The 20,129-nt window shown below is 52.2% G+C and carries 12 protein-coding genes; 5 read left to right on the top strand and 7 right to left on the bottom strand.

From position 1 onward, the window contains the following. Window positions 1-123 precede the first annotated feature (123 nt). Complete coding sequence (locus tag SH527x_RS02010) at window positions 124-930, top strand: enoyl-CoA hydratase (RefSeq protein ID WP_437192987.1); 807 nt, start codon at window positions 124-126, stop codon at window positions 928-930. Window positions 931-1,045: 115 nt separating this feature from the next. Here the strand turns inward: SH527x_RS02010 and SH527x_RS02015 are convergent, their stop codons facing one another. Continuing rightward, window positions 1,046-2,632, bottom strand: coding sequence for a multiheme c-type cytochrome (locus SH527x_RS02015; protein ID WP_437192988.1), 1,587 nt, complete (start codon window positions 2,630-2,632; stop codon window positions 1,046-1,048). Window positions 2,633-3,299: 667 nt separating this feature from the next. On the opposite strand from SH527x_RS02015, the gene SH527x_RS02020 reads away from it, so the two are divergent. Further along, window positions 3,300-4,547: an outer membrane beta-barrel protein gene (locus SH527x_RS02020; protein WP_437192989.1), complete on the top strand. Its 1,248-nt coding sequence runs from the start codon at window positions 3,300-3,302 to the stop codon at window positions 4,545-4,547. Between the two features lie 155 nt (window positions 4,548-4,702). Here SH527x_RS02020 and SH527x_RS02025 read toward each other — a convergent pair whose 3' ends face one another. From SH527x_RS02025 to SH527x_RS02035, 3 genes are all read right to left on the bottom strand, one after another. Then, window positions 4,703-5,212 (bottom strand): hypothetical protein, encoded by a 510-nt coding sequence (locus tag SH527x_RS02025; protein WP_437192990.1) that lies wholly within the window; start codon window positions 5,210-5,212, stop codon window positions 4,703-4,705. Window positions 5,213-5,405: 193 nt separating this feature from the next. Continuing rightward, window positions 5,406-6,398 carry a DUF1559 domain-containing protein gene (locus SH527x_RS02030; RefSeq protein WP_437192991.1) on the bottom strand — a complete coding sequence of 331 codons (993 nt, stop codon included), beginning with the start codon at window positions 6,396-6,398 and terminating at the stop codon, window positions 5,406-5,408. A 650-nt stretch (window positions 6,399-7,048) separates the two neighbouring features. Next, the gene (locus tag SH527x_RS02035) at window positions 7,049-9,589 is read right to left on the bottom strand and encodes a phosphocholine-specific phospholipase C (RefSeq protein ID WP_437192992.1); all 2,541 of its coding nucleotides are present in this window, start codon (window positions 9,587-9,589) and stop codon (window positions 7,049-7,051) included. 250 nt (window positions 9,590-9,839) lie between these two features. Between SH527x_RS02035 and SH527x_RS02040 the strand changes: the two genes are divergently transcribed. From SH527x_RS02040 to SH527x_RS02050, 3 genes are all read left to right on the top strand, one after another. Then, window positions 9,840-10,796 (top strand): HpcH/HpaI aldolase family protein, encoded by a 957-nt coding sequence (locus SH527x_RS02040; RefSeq protein ID WP_437192993.1) that lies wholly within the window; start codon window positions 9,840-9,842, stop codon window positions 10,794-10,796. A 572-nt stretch (window positions 10,797-11,368) separates the two neighbouring features. Further along, window positions 11,369-13,564, top strand: a complete 2,196-nt coding sequence (locus SH527x_RS02045) for an arylsulfatase (RefSeq protein WP_437192994.1) — start codon at window positions 11,369-11,371, stop codon at window positions 13,562-13,564. 126 nt (window positions 13,565-13,690) lie between these two features. After that, window positions 13,691-15,085 (top strand): arylsulfatase B, encoded by a 1,395-nt coding sequence (locus SH527x_RS02050; protein WP_437192995.1) that lies wholly within the window; start codon window positions 13,691-13,693, stop codon window positions 15,083-15,085. Between the two features lie 77 nt (window positions 15,086-15,162). Here SH527x_RS02050 and SH527x_RS02055 read toward each other — a convergent pair whose 3' ends face one another. The 3 genes from SH527x_RS02055 to SH527x_RS02065 all read right to left on the bottom strand — a co-directional run bounded on the left by SH527x_RS02055 (window position 15,163) and on the right by SH527x_RS02065 (window position 19,400). After that, window positions 15,163-15,798 carry a hypothetical protein gene (locus SH527x_RS02055; RefSeq protein ID WP_437192996.1) on the bottom strand — a complete coding sequence of 212 codons (636 nt, stop codon included), beginning with the start codon at window positions 15,796-15,798 and terminating at the stop codon, window positions 15,163-15,165. Further along, window positions 15,788-17,962: a DUF2079 domain-containing protein gene (locus tag SH527x_RS02060; RefSeq protein WP_437192997.1), complete on the bottom strand. Its 2,175-nt coding sequence runs from the start codon at window positions 17,960-17,962 to the stop codon at window positions 15,788-15,790. The genes SH527x_RS02055 and SH527x_RS02060 overlap by 11 nt, the downstream gene beginning before the upstream one ends. A 178-nt stretch (window positions 17,963-18,140) precedes the next feature. Beyond that, complete coding sequence (locus tag SH527x_RS02065) at window positions 18,141-19,400, bottom strand: glutamate-5-semialdehyde dehydrogenase (protein WP_437192998.1); 1,260 nt, start codon at window positions 19,398-19,400, stop codon at window positions 18,141-18,143. Window positions 19,401-20,129: the final 729 nt, after the last annotated feature.

Raw genomic sequence — 20,129 nt, forward strand, 5'->3', positions numbered from 1 at the left:
GGTTCAAACGGAGTGCCTGACGCTGATCGTTGTGAATTGAACAGGGCTTCTGGTCTCGTATTTTCAGAATGCCCTGACTTTCCTTTTTTGGGTTTCTCCGGTTCTTTTGTTGAAATCTTGCACATGCAAAACTCAGAAACTACGTTCGTCAACGAGCCGGCTCAACTGTTGATTTCACGTGAGGGAGGCGTCGTCACGGTTCGATTGAATCGTCCCAATCGTCGGCACGCTCTGTCTCGTGCCTTGCTCGTTGAGCTGGATAATGCCTTGGGACTTTTGGGATCGGACTCCTCCGTTCGCGTTGTTATTCTCGCATCGTCCGGACAGGTGTTTTCGTCAGGGCACGATCTCAGTGAGATGAAGGCTCAGCCAGTAGAGTCGTACGAAAAGTTGTTCGAAGCATGTGCTCGAGTGATGCTGAGAATCCGCGAGTTGCCGCAGCCGGTGATTGCTCGCGTGCAGGGATTTGCGACGGCAGCCGGATGTCAGCTGGTAGCCGCTTGTGATCTGGCAGTGGCGAGTGAAACGGCCAAGTTTGCAACGCCGGGTGTGAAGATTGGCTTGTTCTGCACGACGCCCATGGTGCCACTTGTTCGAAACGTGGCTCCGAAAATCGCCATGGAGATGTTGCTGACCGGACAGCCGATCACTGCTCAGAAAGCATTGGCGGCCGGGCTTCTGAACGCAGTCGTCCCGGATTCAGAACTGGATGCGACAATTCAGCAATACACTGACGCGATTACGAGTTCGAGCCCACAGGTCATCGCCCTTGGAAAACGAGAGTTCTATACCCAGCTGGAGATGACGGAATCGGCAGCGTATCGTCGAGCGGTCGACGTCATGACTCAGAACGCGATGATGCCGGATGCTCAGGAAGGGATCGCCGCATTCCTTGAAAAGAGACCCCCAGTCTGGCAAGACCCTGTCTAAACTGGGGATCTGCGATCATCGCTTGGCATGATCGAACCAAACGTTGTGTCATGCTGGTTTGAAAAAAGGGCGAGGCAGAGTTTTAATCCTCTGCCCCGCCCTACTGTTTTATTGGCTAGTCTTTTCGGCCGCTGTGATTCACTTTCGGCCAGTACTTGTCGAAGTCAAAGTGCGGGCTGTTATCTCCATCATGGCAGCGAACACAGGTTTCGTTCTTTGCCTTGGTCAAAGTCAGTCGAATTGATTCTCGACCAGCGATCATTTCTGGAGTCACTGGTGTTCCGCGTTCCCAGGCAGTCTCGGCTTTGACGTGTGCCGACCCGGGACCGTGACAGTTTTCGCATTGTTGGCCAGCCAGCAGCGGCGTTTTCTCCATGTCGATGAAGCCAGACTCATACCGCAGCGCACGTTGTGGATCCCAACCGGTGACGTGACATGCCAGGCATTCCGGGTCAAAGATTCGAGAGACCCAACTTTCTTCTTTTCCGGGGCGTCCCTTTTCTAAGCTGTCGAACGCATGAGCGTGTTTGGAGTTCTTCCAGACGTTGTATGCGTGTGTATGGCATGTTTTGCAGGAATCGACCCCAGTAAACGAACCGCTTTGAGGGTTGGGAATCGAGTGGGCTGAAAGCTCTGGCCAGGCGGCTTTCAGATCGGCCTGATAATTCCGCATCAGGTCAATCATGAGTGGCAGATCGGTGAAGTAGTCGACACTCAATGGAACGATTGTCGATTTGAAAGTTTTGTCTGGATACAGGCCGACAACTGCGGCGTTTTTCCCTTTGCGTCCCACCTGTACCAGCAATGTCTTCCCGATATAGACCGGTTCCAGTCTCGGGTCCTCTGCGCTCCCTGCCGTTACGACAATATTAAAGTCTGGGAACTCCTGGGCGAGAGCTTGGGATTCTTCCATGCTCGATGCAGACAACAGGACGAGGACGTCAACTTTCTTGGCCTTTAACGCCTCAATGACTTGAGGCAGAATGGTTCGCGGGTCGTCAATCGACAGTTCATTGGGGTCACGCAGAACGCCGGCGTTCTCAATCGATTTCTTTGTGCTCTCTCCTGTGATGGACGCGACCCCGACTTTGAGACCGCCAACTTCGACAATCCGGGATGGAGTCGGAGTTCCGAGGTCTTTTGATCCGAAAATCGTGACGTTACTGCTCAGGAATGGCGTATCGAACCCTGTTTCGGCTGCGAGGTTGGTGAACTGGGTGAAGATCCCTTCTGCCCCGAGCAGCAGTTCTTCTTTTCCTAACGACATCCCTTTGTAACCCAGTTTGTTCAGTCCGTTCAGGATCGACGCAAACTTGATCTTTGTCTGGGGATAGTTGATTCTGGCATCGTTGAGCGAGCCTCCGACATCAAATGCTGTGACAGGCCACTTCTTTTCTTCACGAAGTTGGCGCAGCAAGTCGCCTCGCATGGCAAAGCCACCGGATTGGCCTTCCGTGCAGCCACATGGCTCAAGATATCCATGAATATCGCCGGTGAAGACGAAAGTCGCCTGAGGCGCTCCCCAATCAGCCAGTAATGCTTTCTTCTCAGCAGGAGAACTTGCGTTTGTACCGGATGTCGAGGGACCGTCAGTCTTGGTTTGCGGATTGCAGGCGCCAAGGCAGGCCACCATCCAGAGTCCAGCCAGACCACCGATTAGCGGCTTTTTCAGTGGCGATCCGGTCGGGGACGAAAACCGCATGACGTACTCCATTACTCGGGTTCTGGCGCGAGAACGATCCATGTTGCGAAACCAAAAAGTGCTGCCGCTGTTGACCCGAAGGATTGTAGCGAATGCACCAATTCCACGTCAGCCCCCTCCAGGCTTGAAAAGGTTCTGAATTGCGGCCGGCTGAACATCGCGAGTTGTCGCAGTCCCAAACTCATCCGCGTTATTCGGCAAACGTCTGTGCTTGCATGGGGAACGGTTTATTCACGAAAGCGGAATGTTATGGGGTCCCGTGTGTCGCCGTTAGTTCCTGTGAATCATTCGTTTACGAAGATGGTGGTGAACTCAAATGAATTTCCTTCAACGGCGAATGCTCATTCGTTGATGCGTCTTGGCTGTTCATTGGCAGTCTTTGCTGAAAGTCGGCGTTGACTTTAACGGTTAGTGAAGGCTGTTCGTTCTTGGCGGAAATCCAGAATGGCCGGTATGGAAATGTCGATGCGACATATTGTCATGCTTCGTTGCGATTGCGCTCACATCGCTGCGAAAACGCTTCGGCACGCCTTGCCGTGAACCATCAACCTTACCGTTGATCTGCTTTCCTCTCGCCATTCTTGGCGGGTTATGCGTTTACGTTTCTAGCTCAGTGGCGGAGTGCTCCCGCTTGCTGCGCAGCATTCAGATCCCGGAGTGGACACTGATGCGCAAAGTGATGTCGGCGGCTTGGATGCTTTCATTGGCATCCATGCTAGGAATCGTCCCTGTAACTCAAGCAGGAGAAAATCAACAAGCGGCTCAGGCAGATTTGATCTTCAATGCTGGTGAACCTTCGCTGATTCAGCAGGTGACCCATGAGAATTGCGCGATCGATGCCTGTGACCCAGTGACTGGTGACGCGTGTTACGCAACGACAGGGTGTAGCAAATACTGGTTCGGGCCCGATGAAGCCTGGGATCTGGGGGACACGCTGTTCGAACCTGATTCAGGGTGGGATATCGGCGGACATGTTCAGTTTGGCTACCACAATAAGTCAGACGGGATGTTCAACAACGTTCCAGGCAAGTTCCATAACCATCAGTCATGGTTGTTTGTGGAAAAGGTCGCGGACGGAAGTAACGGGCTCGGGTTCGGGGGCCGTATCGACGTCATGTACGGGGTCGACGGTACTGACACACAGGCATTCGGCAACGATCCTGGCGTGTTCGACTATCAAAACGGCTGGGATCACGGGATCTACAGCTTCGCAATGCCCCAGCTGTATGCAGAATTCGCATATGGCAACTGGTCATTGAAAGCGGGTCACTTTTATACAATGCTCGGTTATGAAGTTGTGCCTGCAACAGGCAACTTCTTCTATAGCCATGCCATGACCATGTATAACAGTGAAGCGTTTACGCACACCGGTGCATTGAGCACATATTCGGCCAACGACAATGTGACCTTCTATGGAGGTTGGACATTGGGTTGGGATACCGGATTTGATCAACGCTATGGTGGCAGCAGCTTCCTGGGCGGTGTGAGCATTGCTGCAACCGATGACCTGATATTCACCTATATTATCACTGCAGGTGACCTCGGGAACATTGGCGAAGGTTATACACACAGTTTAGTTACAGACTGGAACATCACCGATCGGTGGGAATACGTTATTCAGAGTGACTTGACTGCTTTGAAATCAAACGGCGGCGGGAACTATGACACCATTGGTGTGGACCAGTATCTCTTCTACACGATCAACGACCGATACAAAGTCGGGGGTCGCGCTGAATGGTGGAAGCAGAACGGCACTTCATACAATGCAGTCACTGGCGGTGTGAACATCACCCCAATGGCAAATCTCGTGGTTCGTCCGGAAGTTCGCTATCAGTGGAGCCCAAGCGAAAACGCATCTGCTCTGCCTGTGAACCAAGGCGCAATCTTCGGGATCGATGCTGTCTTGAAGTTCTAGGCGATCAATAAGCCTGATCGGCAACCTGATGTTGTCTCACTGTGCTTGCGGGGGCAGCTTCAGAGACAATTCAGAATGCTCAAAAATAAACGCAGAGACACGTCACATTGATGTGTCTCTGCGTCTTTTGGTTTCTGACGGGTTAGCCTGTCGTGCTATTGAAAAAGCCCGTGTGGCGGACGCATCTTTGAACTGAGTTGAAAGTCAAATGTTGAACCCGACGGCTCGACCTTTGCCCCTTGGATGATGATGTTGGGGTTAAATACCGTGTACACTGGTGGCATCTTCTCAACAATGTCCATTTGCCCTCGATCTGCTCCATCTGGAATTGGAGAGCCATCTGGACGAGTCATCTGGGAAAAAGTAACCCCATAATCTCCGACAGGACAGCCCGGCTTACCAGAGTAATCGGTAACGGTGAACTTGCCTTCTTGGTCAGTGACGGCAAAGCCTCCGTTTCCTTTTGTACCGGGGGTTGGATTAAACATGAGAGTTGCTTTTACTAACGGCTTTCCGTCCATGTGGGCGATCCCTGACACTGGGACGAGTGCTGGACCTGGATCCACTTTTTCACCGCATCCAGATGAAAGTCCTAACACAAGGCAGGAGGCAAGTAAGGTCGACGTTGTGGAAAGTTTGAGGCTTAATCGTTTGAATGCGCACATGGTGAAGCTTCCTGCAGTGGATGCTTAAGGCTGGGATAAATGCGGTGTAGGCAATCTCATGAATGGGTGTCACATGATCTCTGTGAAACCGCTCGTGAGAATTCAAAATGAGTAAAGAAGAAATGCTCGTATGAGACGAACATTTCTTCCTTCGCGTGTAAGTTCATGGAACGAGAGTTTGTTGACTCACGGTTTAGAACTCTCCAAGAACGACACCATCAGCGATTCTTGACAGTCCTGTTCGGATGGTTGCGTCAACGCTTTTGCCGAGGAATCGGACGGAACCATCTGCCAACAGAACATAGCAGCCACCAACATGAGAGCTGCCAGGTAAGCTGAAAGAACCCAGCTTCCCAATCATTCTTGCCCGAGCATTCGGAGTCGCATCCCAGCTACAGCAGATGTCATAGTTGATCCCAACACCCGTTCCGAGATTGACTCCATTACCAGCATAGACGCTGCATCCCCAATAGTTGCCAGTGCCGTCGTGAACTTCACGAGTGGTCTCAACAATCATGGCGGTGTTGCTTGTCCCGTCTCGGCAATCTCGAACACCTGATTTGGAATTCTCTCCAAACAACCCGCGGGTTGCACTGCTTTCGTTGCCCCAAACTGCACTCGGAGCTGTCCCTGATCCGCTGACGCTGAATCCGTAGTTAATCAATTGGCTACCTGCCAGCCCGCATCCGTAATTTGGTGAAGCTGAGTTGTAGGTCATTTGCCCTGCATCGCTCGGACAGGCAAAGACTTGAAGAATGTTACGAGACAAGCCAGCGTTTGCAGCGATGGCAGCGGGTGTGCCTGCGACAGTGCCTGACCCTGTTGAACTCCATCCACTGAACTGGCTGTCTCGATGCGCAGCAGTAGAATCGTACTTTGCGTACAAAGGTGCCTGATCCATGTATGGAAGTAGTTGTACCCAGCCGGATTGGTTCATCACGATGTCGCCGGTGTTCTTGAAGACCATTGAGTTGTGAGCTGAACCATAAGGAAAGACACTGTGCACGTCATGGTAGTTGTGAAGTGCGAGCCCAAATTGCTTGAAATTGTTTTGGCACTGTGACCGCCGAGCTGCTTCACGCGCCTGCTGGACTGCCGGGAGAAGGAGCGCGATGAGTATCGCAATGATTGCGATGACGACCAAAAGCTCAATAAGTGTAAAACCACGCCTACGAAACGACTGCATGACAATCCCCTTGCATAAAGCGACGAAGAGAAAAGATAAGAACGCAAATCGAAAAATTAATGCGCAGTAAATGCGTGCGCATCAAATTGGAAGCGTAATTCTATTGTTATATTCGTTCGGAGTTGATCGACATCCAAACAGGTCAATGGGCTTGAGGATGATCATGAGAACTCTGGAAGGGGACGTCAGTGTTGACGTATTGATCACATCTCGATGAATATCGTGGAGAGAACCCCGTGTTGTGGGTGGCAAGTGCTTAACCAATCACAATATCGAGGAAATTGCCACGTCTCCGCGATTCCACGAACTGTTCATATATTCGTAACCAGAACTCAGTCGAGTTGAGGTTATGGGGTCATCGTGCTTGATGCCATTGTGGTCTTCAAGAAGACTGGATAGGGCGAGTTTTAACTGACTTCGCATCAGTTGGATTTGATTTTAGACGTGTTCATTAAATCCTGTCAATAAAATGTCAATTTTTTTTGATGTTATGCATATGCGATGATTCGTGCATGTCCTCTTACGTGTCAATTTTGTGCGCTTTGCACTGTTAGGGCGAGATCTTCAGAATCTGAGAAGCGATAGTCGTGATCAACTGAGCTGGAGGAGTTCGGGTGATCACGGCTATTTGCTTGCTCGAATCATCAGAGTCACTTTACGTCGATTGGCTTCACTTTTGAGTTTCCAGCCATCGCGGGGTCGGTGGTTCCCCAGTTTCCTGATTCTGCGCGTCCGGCGTACCGCCATTGAAACGTAGGGTCATCAGCAACGGTGACACAGACGTCGTACCACCCTGCACTCTCTTTATGGCTCGTCAGGAATGTCTGAGTGCTGGTTGCGGAGATCGATTGGTTGATTGATGGGACCCCGTAGGAAAGGTCTCTAATGATCAGAGGGACTTTGCGCGTTTGGCTGTGATTAACGATTTGAATTGATGCCTCTGATGAAGGGGGACCGCTCTTTTCATTAAGCTCGTTGAAGACCACTTCCAGTTCTGGAGAGTTTCCACTCCCTCTGAATTCGCGGTAGAAGCCGTTTGGGCCATAGACTCGGAGGCTGTAGCGACCATCCTGAAATGAGTCGAGATTCCAACTGTCAGAGACCGTTTTCCCTGCGGCAACTGCGTAATGGCGGACCGTCATGCCGTCCGAAGTGTCGGAGTAAACAATGAAAGGGACGCCGGAGGTCTGGTCCTGGAACCGGTCCTGTTGCACTTTGAACTGGATCGCAAACTGCTTTTCGGATCTGTTGACTCTCCCGTCCACTGCAATCTGATAAGGCAACGGGCAGGATCGCCGGGTTCCTGACTCCTGTTCCGGGTGAGGTGATCGGGAATCACGCTGCTGTACGAGTTTGACCTCTTCCTCTGACAGCGGGTGGAAACCTTCAGGGAGCTTCTTGAACTGTGCTCGGTGAATGGACTCGATGAAGTCGTCGCGTTGAACGAAGTTAGAAAGTCCGGATTTCTCGATCGGCTCTCTTTGGAAGGATGTTGTCAGATCACCGCAGATCGCTCGACGCCAGTCTGTGATGTTGGTCTCTTCAATTGTCTTCCCGGTTCGGTGCGATAGTAGCTTCTCAAGAAATTGAATGACGGAGGTATGGTCGGTGACATGGGAGTAAACACAGCCCCCTCGACTCCAAGGGGAGGCAATCACCATCGGCACGCGGAAGCCGAGCCCCATCGAGTTCCCCCGAACCGCTGATCGCGGCTTGTGTTTGCGGTCTTGTTCCAGTTCGACAAATTCCAATGTTGTGTCGAGACCTTCAGATGTTTTACCTGTATTGGTGGCCGTTGGATGCGGTACCTGAAATGGGGGAACGTGGTCGTAGTATCCGTCGTTCTCGTCGTAGGTCAGAATGAAGATGGTTTTCTTCCAGACCTCTGGGTTCTGAGTCAGGATATTGAGCACTTCTGAGAGATACCACTGCCCATACCAAGCAGAACTTGGATGGTCAGAGAACCGTTCAGGCGGAACGAGCCATGAAACTGTAGGAAGTTTGCCTTCACTGACGTCTTTACGGAACTGGTGAAGGACGTCTCCTTTGGGGACCTTCACTGTTCGTGTGGTATCACCATCCTGATACGTGATTTCATCGAGTTCGAGATAATCCGGATCGTTGGTGTTCGTGCTGAACGCCTTTTCGTGAATGGCTTTCTGATAGGGCGTCAGCTTCTCGTAGTTCTCGGCCGTGAACTCTTTGCGGTCCTTCTCGTACCGGGCGTGTGACGCTTTCGCGGTGCTCAGGCGACTGCGGATTTTATCGGCGGCTTCCCCTTTCGGTGTCGTCTTGAGTTGGCCTTCGAGCGTCTGTATTTCCGATGCGAGTTCAGTCACGATGCGGTTCAGAAACGACCTGTGACGTTCGTGGAAGCGCACATGGTACTGTGTGAACCACTCAATCGGGTTGTCTCCATAGTTGGAGAGCCACCGCTTTGGTTCACCGCTCAAATCGGTCGGAACGTCGAGCTCGTTCTGATAGATTCTCCAGGAAATGCCGTTCTCTTCGAGGCGTTCAGGGAACGTCTTCCAGTTGGTCCAGGTGCCGTACTGACAATCTTCATTGCGGACCAGTGCTGGCGAATCTGTCGAAGGGGTTTCGCGAACTGTTCCCGTCCAGAGGTGTAGCCTGTTGGGAGTCGTGCCTGTCAGTGTGGAACAGAAGTTCTGGTCGCAGACGGTGAATGCATCTGCGAGAGCATAGTAGAATGGGATGTCTTCCCGAGTATGGTATCCCAGCGTCAACGGCATCGCTGCGTAGTCTGGGTAGCCAGATTTCTTCACTTCCAGCCAGCGGTCATGCTTGCCACCATTGGCTGCATCGACCTGATCTGCCCAACCATGCGGGAGTGTTCCCATCCATGTGGATTTGGTCTCTTTAATATCGAGATGAAACGGGACGAATTTCTCGCCTTTCGGGTTCGTTTGAACCCAGGCAGGATTTCCGTCCGCAAGTTGAACGGCGCGAGGGTCGTTGAATCCACGGACTCCTTGCAGGGTTCCAAACATATGGTCAAACGACCGATTCTCCTGCATCAGCACCACGACGTGTTCGGCGTCGAGATAACTGGAACCCTTCTCTGGTTCGATTGCGCTGGCCCGCTTTATCGACTCAAAAATTCCCCCATTCAGACTGGCAGCACCGGCAAGCATGGCGATGTCTTGGAGAAAATGGCGACGTGTCTGCATGTTGTACTCCGGAGAGTTGGGATTTCTCGGTGGCTGTTGGGGCTGGACGCTGAAATCTCATGGCAGTTGCGAGAAAAGTGGCATAAGTGGATGCCATTGCGTTGATACAGTAGCAAGTGGAAGAGAGAATACCCACGCTTCAGGAGGGAGATTCTCTGAGAGATCTGCGGAAGCGACGGGACAGCAGATTGGTGCGTTGGGAAAATGTTGGTTGCCTGCCTTGAAACCTCGAAATAGCAAGACGTGCTGTATGAACACAACTGGCTTGTCGCTGACTGTTTGTCTCTGGAGTGTGCTCTCGTCTTCACTCCTGCATGCACAATCTGCTGAGATCAAATCTCCACAGCCTCGGATCAACCGCTTTGTGGAGTTGATGGAAGCAGGCAAGCCAGCGTTCGGGATCTTTTCTTCGAACGTGTCGACCAGAACCGGCGCGAGCGTTGCGAGTAGCGGGCTCGACTTTGTCATTATTGATCTGGAGCACTCCCCTTACGATGTCACACGACTGGAAGGGTATCTGCTCGGGATGCTCAATAAGTCAGACATTGTGAAGAACGGTTTGCAGACTCGAACGGTTCCTTTTGTTCGTGTCCCTGCTGCAGGACGGGAGCAGTTGCAGTTTGTAATCAAGCAAGTACTTGATCTGGGAGCGATGGGGATTGTTGTTCCCCATGTGGATACTGCAGAGGATGCGCGAGCGATGGTTGAAGCTTGCCGCTTTCCTCAAATGAAGGGGGTTGCGGATTACGAACCCATCGGGAAACGGGGAGTTGGTTATGGTTGGGCGGCTCGCTATTGGGGGCTGAGTGGAGGGGAATACTCGAACCGTGCTGACTTGTGGCCCCTCGATCCGAAGGGAGAGTTGGTTTTGTGGGTAATGATTGAAACCGGAGCGGCGGTAGAGAATTGCCGAGCGATTGCAGAAACACCGGGAATTGGCGGTTTATTTCTCGGTCCTTCGGATCTCGCGTTTTCACTGGGGGTTCCTTTCAATGATCCGGCTGTCGAAGAGGCGATTGAGAAGGTGGCCGCGATTGGTCGAGAAACGGGAGTTCCTTTGGGGACACTCTGCTCTGGCGCGGAAGTTGAGAAGCGGATGTCTCAGGGGTTTCGCTTCCTGGCTGTTGGTGCTGATTCTGGCTTGTCACGCGGCGTTCAGGATGCCGTGAAAATTGGTCGGGAGTTTAAGCCGACTGCGGCCAAGTGATTTTCAGTAGATCGAATCCTCACTCGCTGGGGGGTGAATCACTGGGCGTTGGATGCATCCGGCATTCAATGCCCACTGTTGTTAAGAGCCGGTGTGGATGGGCGTTGCGTGACATCTGCAGGTGGCGCCCTGAGATTGAATATTTGAGCTGGGCACTGCTATACTTTGCTTTGAAATCGGTCTCTGGAAGATCAGCCGTCTTAGCCTGACGAACTGCTCACCAGAATGATTTCAAATTTTGATTGCCGCTGCTCACTTCTCTGAATTGTCGCGAAGTTCAATAGGGAGCATCACTTTTACCTGGCACGATGTTCATTGTGCGTTTGGGTACGGGGGATGTTTGGCCTTTTTACCGCGACAACATCTGTGTCAATTTCGAATAAAACGCAAATCAATCCTCACAAAGACACTGGCCGTGTTCTGGGGTTCTGGTTTGATGTATTTGAAGTTCACAGCTCTTCAAACATGGCAGGGTTGCTGAAACCTGCCAGTCGTGCTGTGAGGCGTGATTTTCTCCCGATCCAGACCGCTTGGTCATCATGTCCCGTCCATATTGAATGAGGGATTTGCTAATGCTTCGACATGGATTCGTTTTTCCGGCCTTGCTTATGGCATTCGCCTGCCTTGCGCCGGAGGCTTCTGCAGCCCCTCCAGCCAAGCGTCCTAATATCATCGTGATCATGAGTGATGATATGGGGTACTCGGATATCGGGTGCTACGGAGGTGAAATTCAGACACCAACACTCGATTCTCTCGCGAAGGACGGAGTGCGATTCACCCACTTCTACAATACTGCCCGATGCTGTCCGACAAGGGCATCGCTGTTGACAGGGCTCTATCCTCATCAGGCGGGGATCGGGCACATGACAAACGACCGCGGGCACGATGGCTATCGCGGGAACCTCAGTAAAGAGGCCGTGACCATTGCGGAAGTTCTGAAGCCGAGTGGATACCGCACTTATATGTGCGGCAAATGGCATGTGACTTCACAGACCAAGATCGATGGAGACAGGTCAAACTGGCCAATTCAGCGTGGTTTTGAAAAGTTCTATGGAACGCTGTTCGGTGCCGGGAGTTTCTATGACCCTGCCACACTGTGCCGCCAGAACGAGTTCATTACCTGTCAGAACGATCCAGAATATCAGCCAGAAGAGTACTACTACACCAATGCTCTGGCGGATAATGCGGTGAAGTATCTGCAAGAGCACAAGAACGAAAGCCCTGACTCTCCGTTCTTCATGTATGTCGCGTTTACTGCTGCTCACTGGCCGATGCACGCTTTGGAAAAGGACATCGCCAAATACAAAGGTAAATTTGACGAAGGGTATCACCAGCATCGGCTCGCTCGTCTTGAGCGGATGAAGTCGCTCGGGGTGATTACCCCCAATCTGGAACTGACGGCAGGTGCGGAAGACTGGGATGCAGTCAAAGACAAGGAATGGGAAGCGCGCTGCATGGAAGTTTACAGTGCGATGATCGATTCAATGGATGCCGGAATCGGACGTATTGTGGCTCAATTGAAGGCCAGTGGAGAACTCGACAACACCTTGATTCTGTTTCTGCAGGATAACGGGGCGTGTGCGGAGAACATGGGACGCAATGACAATGGGAATGGTCCCGAAAATCTGAAGGCATTCAGCAAGGATGATCTGCAGCCCAAAGGGGCCCCGCCAATGCAGACTCGTGACGGGAAATGGGTCAAACAGGGCCCGGGAGCCATGCCAGGACCTGCAGACACTTACATCGCGTACGGTCGTGGATGGGCGAATGTCAGCAATACCCCGTTTCGTGAATACAAGCACTGGGTTCATGAAGGGGGAATTTCCACTCCATTGGTTGCTCACTGGCCTGCCGGGATTCAGTCTGATCGTCGCGGGAAACTGGAAGATCAGCCAGGTCACTTGATCGACCTCATGGCGACATGTGTTGATCTGTCTGGTGCTCAATACCCTGAAGAATTCGCCGGAAAGAAGATCCAGCCACGAGAAGGTGTCACACTGCGTCCTGCTTTCAATGGAAAATCATTGGAACGACCGCAGCCGATCTATTGGGAACATGAAGGGAACCGTGCGATTCGCGATGGTAAGTGGAAGCTGGTTGCCAAAGAGAATGAACCATGGGAGCTCTACGACATCAGTGTCGACCGGATTGAGTCGAACAACCTTGTCGAGAAGAACCCTGAACTGGCGAAGAAGCTGGCTGCTCAATGGGAAGCCTATGCAGCACGTGCAAAGGTTCTGCCATTGGGAACGTGGCGTGGAGGTGCAGGTGGAGACGATAAAGGGCCTGCCAAGAATCGGTTCGAATTGACGTCAGGGCAGACGTTGCAGCGTGCGCAGGCTCCAGCGATTGCGAATCGCGGATTCACGGTTACTGCAAAGATTGAGACCGCTGATGAGAAGGCCTCTGGAGTTGTTGTGGCTCAGGGCGGTGCTGCTCAGGGATTCACAATCTACCTGCAGGTCGGAAAGCCAGTCTTTGCAGTGCGTTCTCCTGATCAGGTCTTCAAGGTGGAAGGCAAAGCCGCGTTGACCAAGGGCGAGCACACCATCAAGGCGACTTTGACTCCGAAGAAACGCTTGCAACTGACTGTTGACGGCGAATCTGTCTCGGACGACGTGGACGCCGTCTTCATTACAAAGAAGCCAGTCGATGGGCTTCAAGTCGGTCAGGATACCGGCGGAGCTGTTGGAGAATACGAGTCTCCATTCGCGTTCACCGGCACTGTGAAATCTGTACAGATTCAACTGCAGAAAGTTCAGGACTGACAACCATGTTTAGGTTCACGAGGACCAGTCAGAGTGGATCGTCGTCCGTTCGATAGAGATAATTTGAGATCAAATTTCAGGGAGCATGTTGTGTTACATACCTCGGTTCTGGAGTCGCTCCGGAACATGACTGCGAAAGCAAATTTGCTGCGTCTGTCTGCATTGGTTTTGACTGTCTCAAGTTGCATCGCTCTGGCGGAAACGGAGTGTCATGCTGATTCAGGCAAGCAGCCAAACATCGTTTATCTGCTGGCAGATGATCTCGGGCGAAACGATGTCGGCTGGCGAAATCCGGCAATCAAGACCCCGAATCTGGACAAGCTCGCCAAGAACGGCGCTCAGCTTGATCAGTATTATGTTCAGCCAGTCTGTTCGCCGACTCGCGCGGCGTTTATGACAGGACGATACCCGATTCGTTACGGATTGCAGGTGGGAGTTGTTCGTCCGTGGGCGGAATACGGACTGCCTCTCGAAGAACGCCTGCTGTCTCAATCACTGAAAGCAGCTGGATACGAAACCGCAATCGTTGGGAAATGGCACCTGGGACATGTTGCTCCAGAGTATCTGCCGACCAAACGGGGTTTTGATCATCAGTATGGGCACTACAACGGAGCACTGGACTACTTCACTCATGATCGAGATGGCGGACATGATTGGCACAAGAATGACAAAGCCAATTATGACGAAGGGTATTCCACTCATCTGATCGGAAAAGAAGCGAGTCGAATCGTTCAGGAACGCGATCGCAAGAAGCCGCTGTTCCTGTATGTTCCGTTCAATGGCGTTCACACTCCGTTACAGGTTCCGGACAGCTACACCGAACCCTATGGGGAGTTCAAGAACCGCCGTAAAACCTACGCCGGGATGATCACTGCTCTCGATGAGGCCGTTGGCAAAATTGTGGCAGCGATCGAAGAACAAGGTGAGATGGAGAACACACTCTTCATCTTTTCCAGCGATAACGGTGGCCCAAACCCAGGTCAAATCTCCGACAATGGGGAACTCCGCGCCGGGAAAGGGACTGTGTATGAAGGGGGCGTGCGAGTCTGTGCGTTTGCTTCCTGGAAAGGGAAAATTCAACCGGGGTCAGTCGTCAATGAGCCAATGCACATTGTCGACTGGTATCCAACTTTGCTGAAACTGGCCGGGGCCAAGGTTGACCAGCCATTGCCGATTGATGGTCTGGATGTCTGGGACACAATTTCCAAGGGAGCACCATCTCCACGTCAGGAAACCGTTCTGAATATCACTCCGAATGGTGGTGCGATTCGTGTTGGCGACTGGAAATTGATTCGGCGCGAACAAGCCAATGGGGGGAAAGGAAAGCGACCTCCATTTGAGTTGTTCAACATTCGCGAAGACATTCAGGAGAAGAATGATCTTTCTGAAAGTCAGCCAGAGAAGCTGAAAGAGCTGTCAGCGCGTTACGCCGAACTCGCAAAGCAGGCGGTAGCGCCATTGGTCAGTGGGAACGAAACGCCAGCAGGCTTCAAAGTTCCGAAAGTCTGGGGAGAGAAATAGTCTGAACCTCGCTTCAGAGCGTTCATGGTGGGTGTGGCGGTAGAACGCCATGCCCACCATTTTTTATTGCCCATGACCTATGTCACTGACTGAGACGCCGCTTTCAGTTCCGATTTTCGAAGCTTTGCCATTGTGATTCCTCCAGCGACCGCAGCCAATATGACTTCCGCCCCCCAGAAAACGCCGGGCCATGGAACTGGCCATTCTCCGAGTTGAGAGACTCGATTCTGCAGGTAGTCTTCGAAGCGCGGTGTGAACTGCCGCAACTCTTTGGCATACAACTCTTGTGCTTCCGGGTCGTCTTTACTTGCCTCGCGTAACGCATTCAGAATCTCGACATCCTGAGGGCGTTCTTTGGCGAGTTCGTGGCGTGCTTGTTCAAAATGGTAATACGACAACACACCCATGTTGATTGCACCGGCGATGCAGAGAAACGCTGTCAGCCACGGGAGCGAACGTGTCAATTGCGGACGCAGTTCGCCGACGAGCCAGTTCAGAACAAACCCACATGCGATGCCGTAAACGACGTAGAAAATGATCAGTCGCTTGAGCTCTGGCGGAGCGTATGACGCTGTCACCGACAGGACACCCACGGCCAGAAAGCCTGTGAGCAACCATAACGGAGTTCCCCACTTTGAATCGATTCGCCGTTTGGATGTTGGGGAAGATGATGCATCGTTATTGGAACTCGGTGCAGGCTGGTTACTGGTCATTCTGTGCTCCCGAGGTCTCTTCGGCTGGTGGACATTTGATCCGCTTCAGAACGATGAAATATCCGTTCGTATCAACAGGCACGACTTCCCACTGATCGCGTTGATTGCGGAACTCTCTTGTCTCTTCAAACGAGTGGATATCGCTATATCGGTGTCGAGTATCGATCACGATATAGTCTGTATCGTCAGGGACTTTGTCTTCATAATCAGCGACTTTGCGCAGGTAATGGCTGTAGTCGTAGGACCGTTCGTAATGAGTAAATCGTGGGTGAATAAAATCGGTTGAAGCAACGCGTGCTGTTGTTGGAATCAACGGAAGTACTTTTTCGAACTGCTTTGCCCGTTCGCTCTGAACATACAGTGATTTCCAATAGAACGGACTGCCTGAATCCCAGAACTTGATTCCAAGAGGAGACAGCGAGAAGAAGATTCCGGTGACAAATGCAGAACAGAGGATCCACAGGCCCCGCTGATGAATGAGTTCGTTAGTCGGAGACTGTGTCGTTACCTGCTTATTGACGTTGTTCTTTGGAATAGCGATTCCAACGCTCGCACACATCGCCCAGATGATGATGGGGATCATTGGAGCGTGAAAATGGTGGAACGGACCAGGGAACTCCCACGTCAATTCATTCGCCGCGAGCAGTGCAAAGAGTGGAAGCCCGACAAGGAGTCGACGCCAGGCACGCAATGGCATTCCCGCTGGCTGCAGCAGGTGTAGAAAGAGTGCGAGCGTGCTGGCGGTGATCAGGTATTTCCAGACAAGGTCCGGGCGAATGATCAGGTTGATCACGACTTCAAATGCAGACTTCCCGAACTTCTGGAAGTAGCTGACATAGTGAATTTCGCTGCCGGATCGAAACCATGGGAGCACGACCTTTACCACGAAGATCACATAGATCGTTGCCAGCACACAGGTGACCAGCCCGATGATGATTTCACGTCGCCGGAGTGGTGAAGGTGACTTTCTGTATTGCAACCCGCTCTCGATTGCGAGCCACAACCCGAGAGGAGCGATGACGACTGCGAAATCTTCCTGACTGGAGAGTGCCAGCAGGAAGCAGAATGTCATGATTCCCCAGCGTCGTACTTCCATTGCATTGATCGCGAAGAGCATGGCGGGAATGCCAAACGCACTCGGGCGAAACGTTTTCAGGTCGATGGCGATATCGAGGAATTGCAACGGGAAATACAGCAAATAGGCGATGGCCAGAATCGCCGCTGTTCGCTCTGAAGAACTGTGTCTCCTGGCAATCAGGAAGACCGGAATTGCTCCAATCGCGAGTGCCAGTGAACCGCAGGTTTCCATGAAAAGGTGCGACGGCCAAAGCACATACAGGGGGAGCAGCAGCAGGTGAATGACCTGTACGTGTTCGCCCAGGAAGAGTCCTTGATCGAGGTAGCTGCGAAATCCTTTGCCGTGCAGGGTATTCCACAGGTGTTCCTCGTACATTGACGAGTCCCCATGAGGAATCTGCAGGTTGTGCCACAGGCTGAAATTCATTCCGAGTGAAACAACGACGAAAATTGCTGCAACACCGGCGACGATCCATCGTGCTCGTGATCGCTTGCAGTTCGTTGTTGGCGTGACTGTCGTGGTTCCGGTCCCCTGCTCTGCAACTGGCGCACTGATTTCGTTTCCAGCTGGAATCCATTCACGTACGGCTTCCCACAACCACCCGGAAAGCGTTGCCGCGAGCGCCAGTGGCACCGTCCTGATCAACCAGAGTGAAAGTGGCATCTCTGGCAGTAAGAGATTCAGAATCCAAAACACCGACCAGACAATGAGAGGCCATGTCCACCATGTATTCGCGATTGTTTTGGCAGCGGTGAATTCGAGGAACTGAGGCTTTCGTTTCAGGAGTGCCAGCCCGATTACCGGAGCGCAGTTCGCGATGCTGCAGAGAATCAGGGAGTAGAATCCCAGCAAGCCGATCGGGAATGAAGTGAGCACGCTCCCATCTGGGGTCCGCTGAAAACTCGCTCCCAGAGTCGCAGCCAGTCGGGCCCATAATTCGTGACTAAAGAATGCCCCGACAACAATCTGATTTTCGCTGACAAAGAGGAAAAACAGGCTGACAAAGAGCACCTGAAGCGTGAGGCATCCCAGTGCAGCAGGAACCAGTGATGGTTCAGATTTCAGTTTAGAGCGAGATTTCGCCACGGTGAATTCCGTGTTTGTCTGATGGGGAATGGAACTTCATCACTGTACTGTAATTTGCGTTTGAGTTTGCCGTCAGTCGATTTGTTTTGTGAAAGAAGGCCCCTCAGCAATGTGACAGCGGAGGAGCCTTCAGCTTGAATACGATGGTTTCTGATAAATGACTTTCGAGCCGTAGGTATTACCCTCGGATCTGACCGTCACCCCAGGCGATATACTTGTAGCTGGTCAGTTCCTTCAACCCGCAAGGGCCGCGTGCATGGAACTTGTCGGTGCTGATGCCGATTTCCGCTCCGAGACCGAATTCGCCGCCGTCGTTAAAACGGGTGCTGGCGTTGACGATGACCGCAGCGGAATCAATCTGCTGAGTGAACGTCTGTGCGGCCTTCAACTCACGAGTCACGATGGACTCGGTGTGGTGTGATCCGTAGTCGTTGATGTGTTCGATGGCTGCTTCAATACTGTCGACGACCTTGGCTGAGATTTTCAGGTCAAGGTACTCGGTTCGGAAGTCTTCGTCTGTTGCCGCAATGGCTTCAGGGATGAGCTTACGCACCCGTTCGTCACCACGGATTTCAACGCCCTTTGCTTTCAGTGCTGCTCCTGCTCTTGGCAGAAACTCATTCATCACATCCACGTGCACCAGCAGCGATTCAGCCGCATTGCAAACGCCGGTGCGGGAACATTTGCTGTTCACCAGAATTCGTTCAGCCATCTCAAGGTCTGCTGACTTGTCGACATAGACATGGCAGACGCCGTCGAAGTGCTTGATGACAGGCATCGTCGCATCGCGTGAGACACGTTCGATCAATGACTTCCCGCCGCGAGGAATGGTCACGTCGATGTACTCGTTCATGGTCAGGAAGTGCCCGACCGCTTCCCGGTCGGTGGTTTCGACCAGTTGTACGGCGTGCTCTGGCAGGTCGCAGGCGATGAGTGCTTCTTTCAGCAACTTATAGATCGCCAGATTGCTGTGAAAGGCTTCTTTTCCACCACGAAGAATGACAGCGTTCCCACTTTTTACACAGAGTGCTGCAGCGTCTGCAGTCACATTAGGACGTGACTCGAAGATGAAGAAAACGACTCCGAGGGGAACACGCACCTGTGTGACCATCAGTCCGTTTGGTCGAGGATTGCTGGAAATGACCTCCCCAATCGGGTCAGGGAGCGCGGTCACTTCTTCAAGTGCTTTGGCGATGCTTTCCAGTCGTTCCGGTGTCAATTTAAGACGATCGGTCTCGGCACTGGTCAGCCCATATTCCGGGGCTTTGGCGAGATCAAGTTCGTTGGCCACAATCAGTTCTGCTGATCGAGCACGAATCGCCGCGGCGGATTGTCGCAGCCAGTTGTTTTTCTGTTCTCCACGAATCGAGGAGAGTTTACGAGATGCAGCTTTCGCCTGTCTGGCAACTTGCTGTGTGTATTGCTTCAAATCTTCCACTGGAACACGCTGGCTGAATTACTGGGAGTGCGTTTGCTCAGCACTCGGTCGGGTCGCTTGATTCACTCTGAGATGGAATTCTGACGCCTGTCAGCTCGCTGTGGTTCAGGGAGGAGGCGTGATCCTGATCTCGAATGCCGGGGTTTGTTTCTGTAGTGTCGGTTTCAATTGTAGGCGACTGTACCCTCCGGCGTAAATTCGGGCCAATCTGATCCCTGCAGCTCAGGTTTGAAGCGAGGAAGGCACACTGTTCTTTTGGAGAGCCATCAACATGTCCTGCGCATCTCCCGGTGCAGATGAACAAGTTTCAGTGGGTGACGCCCAACGTATTCAAAATACAGGCTGTGTGGTCGAGGATTTTCTGATGCTTTTCTGATTCGTCTCATGAAAATCGCACTCGTTCCCTGATGTGAGAGTCCGATTTTCGTGGACTGGAAATGGAATCAAAACGCAGTCAGTGGCGAGTGTTGATCTAACGCCTGTCTCGATCAAAAGTGACTTTGGTTAGGAAATTTGCAGGATTTGGCATCATGAAGGGGAGGAACAAATCCGAAGAAATGAGGAGGACAATCACCGATCATGGGGATGATGTTTCCCTAAGTTTCGGACGATTGCGAATTGAATCGCAGAACTCGGCACAATGCTCTGGCCGAATGTCGCGGTGTCTTGCTATCTTGTGCCCTCCATTCTTCCGAGCCCGTTGAACCGGCGTTGCGGCCATGAGGAGAG

This window comes from Planctomicrobium limosum (genome assembly GCF_051465645.1).
In the GTDB taxonomy this organism is placed as follows: domain Bacteria; phylum Planctomycetota; class Planctomycetia; order Planctomycetales; family Planctomycetaceae; genus Planctomicrobium.